The sequence below is a fragment of the Paenibacillus sp. JNUCC32 genome (genome assembly GCF_014863545.1).
Classification (GTDB): domain Bacteria; phylum Bacillota; class Bacilli; order Paenibacillales; family Paenibacillaceae; genus Paenibacillus_AQ; species Paenibacillus_AQ lautus_A.
Genome location: NZ_CP062260.1, coordinates 1353195 through 1365416, shown reverse-complemented (window position 1 = coordinate 1365416; position 12222 = coordinate 1353195). Strand labels below are relative to the sequence as shown.

Below are 12222 nucleotides of genomic sequence, written 5' to 3'. Positions count from 1 at the left end.
ATACCCCGCTGCGGCGGGCAGCAAGGTTCGCGCAAAAAGACATCTGCCGCAAGGAAGATGTCTTCTTTCTCTACTTCTTAACATGTTACCGAAATAAACGGTCCCCTCTCTTTCATCTTATCGAATTCGACTATTCGGCCCGGCTATCGATGACTTCATAATCGAACCAGTCGAACAGCGCAGGGGTTGTTCCATTGTCGCCGAATGCATACATAGCAATCATTAACCCTGTAAATCCGCCGGCTACTTCCGTCGCAAGCAGATGGGTTTCACCTGATCCCATATTCAGGACCTCTGATGAACTTTGTCCCATGGAGAATCGGAAATGCTCGGGCATTGCTTCGATTCGTAACACGACAGGCCCCTCCGGACATCGACTGGTTTGTTCTACGCTAAGCGACCCCACGGTACGTCTGAATACGATCGTTTTTTCCCCGTTTATAAGCTTTACGGCCAGATCATAATGATACCTTTCATTCATAAATACGGTTAATCCCGCTTCTTCTCCCTCGTTTGCAGGCTCAAAGTCCAGAACAGCGGATATGTTGCAAGAAAAGTGCCTTAATCGTCGCCCGACAAAAGCAGGGGATGCCGCGTCGTTCAAGGACGATGGGTTGCCCCGCAGCATGAGATATCCCGGATGTTCCTGCAGCGACCAGCTCCCTGGTAATGGGTTGCGCAAAAAGACCCAGTCCAAACCGAGGGAGGCGTGATCGAAATCGTCTCTGGACGGCTTTGCGGGCCACCGGCATTCCGGCAGCTGAGGACTGTCCATTACCTGCTCGACCCGTCCCTCGAAACCGATGCTCGGCCAACCGTCCGCGGTCCATGTGACCGGAGCCAGATAAGTTTCTCTGCCGAGATGATGGCGCATGGGGTATGAAACCGGCCTGATTCCCAAGAAAACGGCCCACCACGTGCCATCCTGAGCCTGCACCAGATCCGCGTGTCCTGTCGCGTGTATGGGGCTTCTCCTGCTTCGATGGGACAGAATCGGATTATGGGGACAAGGCTCAAACGGCCCGTAAGGATGTCGGCTTCGCGAGACCGTGACCATATGTCCATACTCGGTTCCGCCCTCGGCAATCATTAAATAATACAGATCGTCTATTTTGTATAAATGCGGAGCTTCCGGACTGGCTCCCCCGGTTCCTCTCCAGATTAAGCGGCTTTCCGTCAGCTTCTTGCCGCTTGCAATATCGATTTCGCATTGATAAATGCCCTCTCCCTCGTCGCCGCAGCAAGCCGTCTGAAAATAGACGCAACCATCGTCGTCGAATAGCAGCGATGGATCGATGCCTTGCTGGGCGACAGGGATCGGGTCAGACCAAGGACCCGCAGGATCCGTGCTTTTGACGTAAAAGTTGCCGATTCCGCTGACGTTGGTTGTCGTCATATAATACCAGCCCTCGTGATAGCGAAGGGTCGGGGCATAAATTCCCCCTGAGCTCCCGGCGTTCTTAAGGGGCAGTTGTTTTTCCGATGTAAGGCAATGGCCAATTTGCTTCCAATTTACCAAGTCCTTGCTATGAAAGATGGGAACGCCCGGGAAATACTCAAATGTGCTCGTCACCAAATAATAATCTTCGCCGACTCGGCAAATGCTTGGATCCGGATAAAAGCCCGGTAGGATGGGGTTGCTAAACTTCATGAAATAAAACACTCCTCTGCACTCCTTATTTATGTCTAAGAAACGATGGTCTATGAAACAATGGCGAAAAACAGATTGGCATAAAAGAGAGGCAGCTTTGGGGCCTGCCCCTCAAATCAAACGGTTCAGTTATTCCACAGCTCCACCCGATCACGAACCAGCTCCGAATATTCCTGCTCCATTTTTTCCGCCCCGGCAGCGTTCAGATCTTGAATGAACTGATCGTAAAGGGCATCGAATTGGGACGGGTCCGCAAGGATGATCTCCGGAATGCGTTTGCGAACAATCTCTTCAACCCGCTTGTAGGTGATTGCAATGTTGGAGTCGATCGGCGGGGAAATAAGATATGCCGCGCCCCACGGCTTCGTCGGAAATTCCTCCGACTTTGGCCAGAGATCCTTCCACATTTCCGCACCATACGCTTTCAGCGTCTCTTTGGCTGAAGGCGTATAATTGGCCTTGATTTGTTCCGGGAAGTTGGTTGTATAATAATTTCCGGTCGAATCCTTCGCGCCGTCGCCATAACGAGGAAACAAACTGTTATATAATCCAATTCCGCTCTCTTTGGTAAAGCTGGCGTTGTCGTTAACTTTACGGTCCTGCACGTCCTCCGGAATGACGCGTTTGCCGTCTTTGACATTGTAATGCTCGCCTTCAATGCCCCAGTTCATCAATATTTGCCCTTCTTCGGAAGCCAGATAATCCAAGAACTTGATGATCCTTACCGGATCCTTCGCGGATGTCGTGATGCCTACGCCCCAGCCTGCTGCATACCCCGCATTCTGGAACGAAGCGTCCTTGGTCGTCCCATCCAATTGGATCGGGAATCTCGCATAGGTACGGTTCTCTTTGCCGGCCGTTCTCAGCGCATTCGTCGGGTTTCCAAACCCCCAATCGGCGTCAATAACGCCAAGAACGCGGCCCGAGGCGATCTTGGCTTCGTACTGGTCCGTCTTCTGAACGAACGTTTCATTGTCCAATATGCCCGTGGCGTTGAGATGATTCAACCAGCGGAAGTATTCCTTGTCCTCCGGACGTCTGTAGTGCAATTTAGCTTCATACGTTTCCCGATCAACATAATACTCCCCATCCCCTGACAAACCGGTAGCAATCACGGCCGCATCCGTTACGGAGATCATGAATCGCCATCCATCGGCATTGAGCGTCAACGGAATCGTTGGCTGACCGTCGATCGTCGGGTGTTTCTCATAATAATCCTTCAGCGCCTTCTCAAAATCCTTGACGGTCTTGATTTCCGGATAACCGAGCTCTTTCAGCACTTCATGCTGGATATGAAAGTTTCCGCCGGCATCCAATTGCTGATGATCCACGGCATTCAGCGTCGGAAGAACATAGATCGATTCATCCTCGTTGCTCCACTTCAGACGGTTCATGTAATCCCCATAGAGCTTTTTCAGGTTCGGTGCATGTTCTTCGATCAAATCGGTAAGGTCGATAAAAGCGCCCGAATCAACGAACAGATTCGCATCGCCTTTAGCGTAAACGAGATCCGGATATTCACCGCTCGCTACCATCAGCGGCAGCTTCTGATTGGAACCGTCAACCGCAAATTCGGCTTGGATCGTAACGCCGGTCGTCTCGGTCAGCTTTTTGCCGACAGCATCCTGCATACTTGCCCAGTTCGCGTTCGAATCGGCGCTGAAATATGTAATTGTAACCGGTTTCAAATCTCCCTCTTCGCTGCCTGCGGAATTGCCGCTGTCACCGCTGCTGCACGCAGCCAGAATAAAAGTAACCAGCAGCATCATAGCCAAGAGCGGCGATAATCCCTTCCAGTGTTTCATGCCTTTACCCCCCGTTCAATATCTTCTTGTCAGTCGCCAGCAGATCATGCTTTCTAGCTTTTTTGTATGAATGGTTTAGAGCGACTCACTTTCAGATCCTATTATATCTTCTAGCTTTGTCCTTATTCCTTGATCTTAGAGCCTGAATATAGCATGATAAGGACATCAAGACACTTCATAATATATTTGGGAGGGTGGCCGAATGAGAAGCGTACATTTGGATTGGTTTACAACGGATGAGCAGTTTAAGTTCTTTATTCAATATGGCGGACACGAAGAGGACATGTACGTGCATCACCATGTTGATTTCTCCGAACTCGTTATCGTTTTGCATGGTCATGCCACCCATATCGTCAACACAGAGGAATCGTTTATCAAGAAGGGGGACGTCTTTGTCATTAACGGCACAACCTCCCATGGATATAAAGACCCGCATGAGTTTCGTATTTGCAACATCATGTATAAGCCCGAGATGCTGGAATTCGCGGGTCCAGAGTTTAAAAGATCGAACGGGTATCAGGCGCTTTTCGTTCTGGAGCCGTATTACCGCAATATCAACCATGCCTTGAGCAAGATGAGCCTGCCGATCTCAAGTCTGGATTACGTATCGTCCGTTGTTGACTTCATGATTGAGGAATACGCGAACAAGCTGCAGGGCTACCAGACCATCCTGCGTTCGCGATTTATGGAGCTCGTCGTCCAGCTGTCACGGCAGTATGAAAAGCAAGAGCGTCACGGAGCCCAAATTCATCTGATGCATTTGGCGAAAGCCATCTCCTTTATGGAGGATAACTATTTGCTGCCCATTTCCCGTGAAGAAATTGCGGCCAAATCCAATATATCCGTCAGGCATCTGAATCGGATATTCCAATCCTATTACCAAACAACGCCTTTCGCCTATCTTCTGCAGCTCCGCTTGGAGCACGCATGCAGGCTGTTAAAGACGACACCCCTTCCGATTTCGGAAATTTCTTATCGGAGCGGATTCAATGACAGCAATTATTTTACCCGTCAGTTCTCGAAGGTGTATGGCCTATCTCCTAAAGTGTACCGAAAGCGCAGGTAAGCACTTTGCATGGCGCGAGAAATACCGTCCGCCACAAATCCGTGAGTTTCAATGCAACCTTGGATCCTGCAGCAGAAGCAAACCGTTCGAAAAAATCATCCTACCTTTAAATTAGCTAAATCGAGGTGAACTTTATGAGAATGACTTCCACCGATATGCAAAACTATTTCGGAAAGTATCTTAAGATAGCTGAGGCTGGCGAGGACATCATCGTGACGAGAAACGGCAGAGATATTGCCAAATTAATAGCCTATGCCGGCACAGATGAACCTGTCCTGAGAGAGGAGGCTGTAAAGTATACAGCCGACAATGACAACGTCACTTACGAGGATTTCCTGAAACTAACCGAAGGCTCGGAACAGCGCCACGAGCTGATCGACGGGATCGTGTATAACATGGCTTCCCCTTCATACAACCACCAACATGCAGTTAATGAACTGCACGGCACATTTTACAATTGGTTCAGAGGAAAACCCTGTACACCGCTGACTTCTCCACTTGATATTACATTGAAGAAGGAGGAGGCAAATATCTGTGTCGTACAGCCGGATCTGGTCGTCATTTGCGACAAAGATCAAATCGATGAGAAGGGGATTTATATGGGTACGCCTGACCTCGTCATCGAGGTGTTGTCTCCGTCCACGCGTAGCAAGGACATGATCCCGAAGCTTGATCTATACCGGCAATGCGGCGCAAAAGAGTATTGGATCATCGATCCGATGAAAGCTCAAGTCATCCTCTTTTCCTTGTCCGACGGCGAGATCGCGGATGTGAACTACTTCTCGCAAGCCCATGACTCTTTTGCGGAATCCAAACTTTATTTAGGCTTACAGGTTTCCATGCAAGATTTGTTTGCGTGACTACTATACCTTAGGAAACAACCGCCTATTGGCCACCTGCTCTGCAAATTCAATAAGCATTTTCTAGCGTATAATTGTCTTCTTACGCCCATTCATGAAACCAATCCTCTTCTGTCGGCGTACTAAAAGAAAGTACTCACGCTGGTAAACGATCGTATATTTCCTAGTACTGCTATCCAAATCAGCATCAGCATCAGGTGAAAGGTGTTTTTATTCGTAAACGCTATTTAAAAATTATTTGAAAGAAGGACGATCATATGATTATGACAACAACATCTACCATTGAAGGTTACCCGGTTAAAAGGTATATCGGCATTGTGAACGGCGAAGTCATTATGGGCGCTAATGTAGTGAGGGACTTTATGGCCTCCATTACCGATTTTGTTGGTGGGCGCTCGGGAGCCTACGAGAACAAGCTGCAGGAAGCAAGGGATGTAGCGTTTGCCGAGATGAAAGACAAGGCTGAGCGAATGGGGGCCAACGCTATCGTAGCGGTGGACATCGACTATGAGGTCATTCGTGAGGGAATGCTGATGGTGGCCGTCAGCGGAACAGCAGTGGTGGTATAGCCTGTACAGTGACGAACGACGCCAATCAGCCAGTTATCGGCTTATGGCAGTTTGATGAAGCCACGACCAGTCAGACCGATTACGGTCTGACTGGCGCTGTTTTCTCCATCAACCATTGGCATGAAACCGACCCGTCCGTTTCCATCTGAGTAAATCTCCATTTTCAACCGCCTGTGCGGATTTAGTTTTTCGGCTGTGCCTCAAACCACTTCAGGAAAGCATCAGCAATCACCGCTCCTGCTTGGCCGTTCGGATGCGGATCATCGGAAGAGCTCATATACTTCGGCTCGATCCGATGTTCCTCCGGAGCAGGGCAGGACAGAATATCTGCGATATCGAACACGGCGTCCACGCCTTCCGGAGGGCGGGTGCGAATCGCTTCGTTGACGGTACGCCATACCGCTTCCCTGTCTCCCATAAAATTGAACGGGGGTACTGTAAAGAGAATGATTCGAGCTTTTGTTCCATCTCCCCTCTGTTTCAAACGCTTTACAATCGCTGATAAATCATCCAGCAGTTCCCGGGAGCTTCTCGCTCCGATATCGATATCGTTTACCCCAAGCGCTATTGCAACAATATCTCCTTCGGCTGCCTTCGCTAGCCACGGACCGTCTGCCGAGGCATCATATGCCCTTGCCCAGCCGGAACCGATATTCCATACGCTGTAGTCCTGCCCGAGGCCATCCGCAATGCGGGACACCCAGTACTGGTAGCCGTCTTTCGCGGTTCTTACGCCTTGTGTAATAGAGTCCCCTAGGAAGATCATCCGCTGCTTGACCGATCTGGCATACCCGGCAAATGCAGGCATGACCAAGCGGCTCGCTGCCGGGACGAACGCTGCTCCAAACTCGTCATCCGCCTTATTCCCTTCAGCTTCATAAGCCGTTACAAGCAGCCCCTCCGTATTGTATGGCACCGTTTTACCTGATGAAAGCGTCGTAATCGTCCACGTGAACGCCAAATCATGTCCCTTGGGCAGTTCGATCTGCAACGGATCGCTCCAAAACGTCTCGCCGGGAGCTACCGTTTTACCCGGATTCCCGTCAAACATAACTTGCACGCTTGTCCCAAGCACAACCTGCCCTTCCCGACCGATGCCGCCATCGGCAGCATAAGCCGCTTCAATCCGCCACGCTCCCCCTGGCATACTCCCTTTGGCCACCGAGCCCACATCCCACGTGGAATCTACCGAGTTGCTGTGCCAGAATCTCAGCTCAAGCTGCCCGGACTCTCTCGGTTTGATATAGGTACGATAGGTGCGCGTCATTACATTGTCTTGCTCCATAATATAATTGGTTGCCGTTGATACGACCGATAAAGATGCGTATGTTCCTCTCACAATATCTCACCTTCATTTTTATGATGGTATGTATTTGCCAGAATCATCTTGGCGTCTTTCTTTCCCGCTGTGTTCCTGCGTTGCCTGTTCTCCTCCATTGACTTGATCATCATAAACACCAGCTGAGATTATCTGGCCTAATGCTCATTGTAGTTCAATCCGGCGGTGTTGTGTTTATTTTTTACGCATGATGATGAAAACCGCTTGAACCATTGGAAACCGAAAAAAAAGACCGCCGCAGCGATCTCTTCTTTAACACTTGCATCGGTTAGTCTAAACGACTACGCCCTTTTTAAGGATAACATTGGCATACAGCGCTTGTTCGCCCGTCGACACGATGGCATACGCATTCTTGGCGCGTTCATAGAACGAGAAGCGCTCCATCTCGTCGAAATCAACGGGAACGGCGTGAAACTGCTGCACGATCTTGCGATAATCCTCCCAGATCGGCGTTTCCACGGTATCTCCGGGGGTGACGGCCATCAGCGCTACCGGGGATTCGACGTACGTATCCAGCGGAAATAACGGCAATATGGCGTTTAATAACGCAGGGATTCCGTGTCCGTCTGCCCGGACCAACCGCCGGGCGTGACTGGCTGCAGGGAAATTGGCGTCGCCGAGAACGATTTCATCCGCGTGCCCCATCTCCATAAGTATTTTCAGCAGCTCAGGCGAGAGCAAATGAGATATGCCTTTTAGCATGGAACGACATCCTTCTTTATCAGATTTTGAAGCAAGTTGAGAATCTTAACAGGGAGCTGTCAGTCCCTGAACGCTCTCATGATCACGGCTGTGCCTGCTGCTGTCCGATCAAGGACTTGTAACGCCGGAACGCCGCCTCCCAATCCTCACTGGATTCGGGTTCATACCAGGCCAGCGGAAAAGACCGCTTCACGAGCTCGACTCCCTCTTCCCTGCTGCGCAGCGTGCCATTGGCCACAAATTGAACCAGCATGTTCCCGATGGCGCTGGCTTCGACCGGACCGGCCCATACCGTACGGCCCATGGCATTCGCCGTGTACCGGCATAACAGCTCGTTTTGAATGCCGCCGCCAACCATATGAAGCCCATCGTACGCTTGCCCTGTCAGGACTTCCATCCGTTCAAGCACTTCCCGGTATCTTAGGGCCAGGCTTTGCAGTATGCACTGGACATACTCACCGGCGCTTTGCGGAACGGGCTGCCCGGTCTCCAGGCAATAATCCCGAATTTCAGCCGTCATATCGGCCGGATTCATGAAGCGCAGATCATCGGGATGGATGAGGCTGCGGAAAGGCTCCGCGTCCTCCGCGAGCTCAACCAGCTCTGCATAAGAATACTTCAGTCCCTCATTTTCCCACTGACGCTTGCACTCCTGAAGAATCCAGAGGCCCATGATATTCTTCAGCAATTGAAAGGATTGATAAGCCCCACCCTCATTGGAGAAGTCTTCTTCCAGCACGTCCGGGTGAACGAGCGGCTCCGGCAGCTCGGTTCCAAGAAGCGACCAGGTCCCGCATACGAGATAAGCAAACCTGGCGGCGTTCGCCGGAACGGCCACCACGGCGGATTCCGTATCGTGCGACGCCACGGCAATTGCTTCGATCGCCGGAACGCCAAGCTCTTGCGCCACGGCATCCTGCAGCCTGCCAATCACGCTTCCCGGCTGTACGGGTTCAAGGAACAAGGACGAGGGAAGTCCCAGCTCATCCATTAACCGTTCATTCCACTTGCCTTCCGTAACATGATACAGCTGGGTCGTGGTTGCCATGGTGAACTCGCATGCTTGAACCCCTGTAAGAAAATAGTTCAGAAGATCCGGCGTGAGCAGGAACTTGTCCGCGATATCCAGCATCGGCGACTTCGCCTTAAGCATCGCATTCAATTGGAAGATGGTGTTGAACGGCATGAATTGCAGGCCGCTTTCTTGAAACAGCCGCTCTCTGCCAACCTGCTTGCAGGTTTCCTCCACCATGCCTTCCGTCCGGAGGTCCCGATAATGATAAGGCACTCCGATGAGCTCCCCGTTTCGGTCAATCAGTCCATAATCGACGCCCCACGAATCGATGCCATAGCTGACCGGGCGATAACCGTCCTGAAACGCTTTACGGATGCCATGCTTGACCTCCTGGAGCAGCATCGGGAAGTTCCAGTGCAGATGATCTCCCATCTGAACAGGGGTATTGGCAAAACGATGAATCTCCGTAATCTTCAGTATGCCGGGGGAGTCATGATTAGAAGCGGTGATTTCGCCCAGCAGCGCCCGGCCGCTGCTGGCCCCCAAGTCAAACGCAAGCACCGCAGATGAATTGCTCATACGCCGCATCCTTTCTCACCTTAAGTACGATACCGATTCAAATTTCAACGACCCGAGATCCGAACCTTAACTCGACATTTATTTCATCTTCTGCAGAAGCTGAATCCGATAATCCTCGCTCTCCAGAGCAGCAATATCGTCTACTTCCTGATCTGTCAGCGGCACCGGCGTGCCGGCCGCCTTGGCGCTCAGGTAAATTTTGGCGCTTTCTTCAACCACTTGGGTCCGGTAGTACGCTTCGCGCAGATTCCGGCCGGTTGTGACCAGTCCATGATTACCCAGCAGTATGGAGCTGGCCGTGGTCACTTTCTCCGCGACGGCATCTGCCAACAAATCCGTCGTTGGTATGATGTACGGGATATAAGCCGTACGGCCGACCAATGCCGCCTGATCGGGGAACATCACCGGCAGCTCCTGTTCCACCAGCGTAAAGGCAATGCAATGGGACGGGTGCGTATGCACCATGGCCCCGATGTCAGGGTTGCTGCGGTATCCGTACAGGTGCATCAGCACTTCGGAGGAAGGCCGCAGTCCAATATCGGTAATATCGCCCGTCGGGATATCCACTTCGATCCATTGCTCCGGCTCGATCTCCTCCAGCGCGAAACCGCTCGGGGACAAATACATTTTGTCCCCTGCCCTGGCGCTGATGTTCCCTCCAGGCCCTACAACGAGTCCGCTGTCGACGATTTTTTTGGCATATTTGCAGAGTTCGTTTCTCGTTTCTACATTCAGCATGATTCGCTCTCCTCTCGAATGACCTTATTTATATAGAGGACCGAAGTTCTGGCAAGCGCGGAAATCGGCGCTTTCCGGATCGGACGTTCCAAACATGCCCCATGCACGCGGGCGGAACACCTCATTAGCGGGCACATTATGCATGTTGACCGGAATTCGCAGCACCGAAGCCAGGGTGATAAGATCTGCTCCGATATGTCCGTAACTGATCACGCCGTGATTGGCGCCCCACTGGTTCATGACCTCATAAACGCTGGAGAAGGCTCCCTCTCCCGTGAGGTTCGGTACGAACCAAGTCGTTGGCCATGTCGGGTCTGTACGCTTATCGAGCGTATCGTGCACCTCCGACGGCAGGTCCACGGAATAGCCTTCGGCGATTTGCAGGACGGGACCAAGTCCTTTCACCAGGTTAAGGCGGAACATCGTCATCGGCATGCCGCCGCGCGTCAAGTAGTCGGTCGAGTAACCGCCGCCCCGGAAATACTCCAGGTTAGCCGGTCTCCACTGCGTGGCCTTGAGCGTGCGATCAACCTCTTCATCGGTGATATCCCAGAACGGTTTCATGGCCGGTTTGCCGTCAAGCTCCTGCTCGCCCGTTCCGTCCAATGCAGCCGAACCGGAATTGATCAAATGCAGGATGCCGTTCTCCGCCTTGCCTTCAAGCTTATAGCCGGTAACCCGTTCTACCGAAGCCGGACTCCAGTACGTCCGCACATCCGCGAAAATCTGTGCCGTATTGGTTAACAGGTATCCGAACAGCATGCCGACTCCGTTCAGGCTGTCATTCTCCGTTGCCACGATATACGGCGAACGTCTGCCGTTCCAATCGAAGGAGGAGTTGAGGATGGTCTCCAGAAAGTCTCCGTTCGGGGAGTGATCCGTCCATTGGCGCTGCCCCTGGAAACCGGAAGCGATCGCGCTGTGGCCTTGGGCTTCCTCTTCGAAACCAAGCTCCTTCAATCGCGGATTGCCGATCATCAAATCACGGGTGATCAGCGTCATTTTGACGACGGTTTCCCATTCGAGGTCCTTGCGCTCCCGGCTGTTCTGCAGATGATCCGGATTGTTATCCGGTCCTTCCGTACAGTTCTCCTTCACCCAAGCAAGCGCCTTCTCATACTCTTCAGGATCATAGATTCCTTCTTCCAAACGGCGCGTAAACTCGCTCATATCCACATATTCGTTCCGCATGCCCAGATATTCCTGGAAGAAGCTGTCGTCCACGATCGAGCCGGCGATGCCCATCGACACGGAGCCCATGGACAAGTACGATTGTCCGCGCATATAGGCCGCAGCCAGCCCGCTCCGCGCAAAGCGCAGGAGTTTCTCTTGAACGTCATCCGGAATGCGGGTATCCCCTTCATCCTGAACGTCTTCGCCATAGATGCCGAATGCGGGAAGTCCCTTCTGCGCATGGGCCGACAAGACGGCTGCCAAATACACCGCGCCCGGACGCCCTGTTCCGTTGAAGCCCCATACCGCCTTCGGACGCGAAGGATCCGCATCCATCGTTTCCGTTCCGTAACACCAGCAAGGCGTAACGGTTATCGTCAGGCCGACCTCGGCATTCTTGAACTTCTTGGCCGCTGCGGTCGCTTCGGCAACGCCGCCGATGCAAGTATCCGCAATCACGCATTCAACCGGCTCGCCATTCGGATATTTAAGCTCTTTCGTCAGCATCTCGGCGACGGCCTTGGCCAGATTCATCGTCTGTTCCTCAAGGGATTCCCTTACCCCTCTCCGTCTGCCATCTATCGTAGGGCGAATGCCGATTTTCGGAAACCCGTCCCGCCATCTGTAATCGTTTTCAATTGTCATGTATGTCACGCCTCCCTATAAGGATTATGACATCATTGTAAGTTGATTCGGGCTCAAGGATAACCCACTATGTTGTTATA

General features: G+C 51.9%; 10 protein-coding genes. 3 read left to right on the top strand and 7 right to left on the bottom strand.

Annotation, left to right across the window (positions count from 1 at the left end):
- Positions 1 to 130 precede the first annotated feature (130 nt).
- Positions 131 to 1651: a glycoside hydrolase family 43 protein gene (locus JNUCC32_RS06310; RefSeq protein WP_192571396.1), complete on the bottom strand. Its 1521-nt coding sequence runs from the start codon at positions 1649 to 1651 to the stop codon at positions 131 to 133.
- A gap of 125 nt (positions 1652 to 1776) precedes the next feature.
- On the bottom strand, positions 1777 to 3456 hold the full coding sequence (locus JNUCC32_RS06305; RefSeq protein WP_192571395.1) for an ABC transporter substrate-binding protein: 1680 nt from the start codon (positions 3454 to 3456) through the stop codon (positions 1777 to 1779).
- A 202-nt stretch (positions 3457 to 3658) separates the two neighbouring features.
- On the opposite strand from JNUCC32_RS06305, the gene JNUCC32_RS06300 reads away from it, so the two are divergent.
- The 3 genes from JNUCC32_RS06300 to JNUCC32_RS06290 all read left to right on the top strand — a co-directional run bounded on the left by JNUCC32_RS06300 (position 3659) and on the right by JNUCC32_RS06290 (position 5951).
- Positions 3659 to 4522 (top strand): helix-turn-helix domain-containing protein, encoded by an 864-nt coding sequence (locus tag JNUCC32_RS06300; RefSeq protein WP_192571394.1) that lies wholly within the window; start codon positions 3659 to 3661, stop codon positions 4520 to 4522.
- Positions 4523 to 4656: 134 nt separating this feature from the next.
- The gene (locus tag JNUCC32_RS06295; protein ID WP_192571393.1) at positions 4657 to 5382 is read left to right on the top strand and encodes a type II toxin-antitoxin system prevent-host-death family antitoxin; all 726 of its coding nucleotides are present in this window, start codon (positions 4657 to 4659) and stop codon (positions 5380 to 5382) included.
- 257 nt (positions 5383 to 5639) lie between these two features.
- Positions 5640 to 5951, top strand: coding sequence for a YbjQ family protein (locus tag JNUCC32_RS06290; RefSeq protein ID WP_053492862.1), 312 nt, complete (start codon positions 5640 to 5642; stop codon positions 5949 to 5951).
- A 181-nt stretch (positions 5952 to 6132) separates the two neighbouring features.
- Here JNUCC32_RS06290 and JNUCC32_RS06285 read toward each other — a convergent pair whose 3' ends face one another.
- The 5 genes from JNUCC32_RS06285 to JNUCC32_RS06265 form a co-directional block, all read right to left on the bottom strand.
- Positions 6133 to 7290, bottom strand: coding sequence for an SGNH/GDSL hydrolase family protein (locus JNUCC32_RS06285; RefSeq protein WP_192571392.1), 1158 nt, complete (start codon positions 7288 to 7290; stop codon positions 6133 to 6135).
- A 273-nt stretch (positions 7291 to 7563) separates the two neighbouring features.
- On the bottom strand, positions 7564 to 7992 hold the full coding sequence (gene fucU / locus JNUCC32_RS06280; protein ID WP_096774351.1) for an L-fucose mutarotase: 429 nt from the start codon (positions 7990 to 7992) through the stop codon (positions 7564 to 7566).
- Positions 7993 to 8074: 82 nt separating this feature from the next.
- Positions 8075 to 9586 (bottom strand): rhamnulokinase, encoded by a 1512-nt coding sequence (locus tag JNUCC32_RS06275; protein ID WP_192571391.1) that lies wholly within the window; start codon positions 9584 to 9586, stop codon positions 8075 to 8077.
- Between the two features lie 78 nt (positions 9587 to 9664).
- Positions 9665 to 10324, bottom strand: a complete 660-nt coding sequence (locus tag JNUCC32_RS06270) for a class II aldolase/adducin family protein (RefSeq protein ID WP_119847663.1) — start codon at positions 10322 to 10324, stop codon at positions 9665 to 9667.
- A 24-nt stretch (positions 10325 to 10348) separates the two neighbouring features.
- Complete coding sequence (locus JNUCC32_RS06265) at positions 10349 to 12142, bottom strand: L-fucose isomerase (RefSeq protein ID WP_009592101.1); 1794 nt, start codon at positions 12140 to 12142, stop codon at positions 10349 to 10351.
- Positions 12143 to 12222 lie beyond the last annotated feature (80 nt).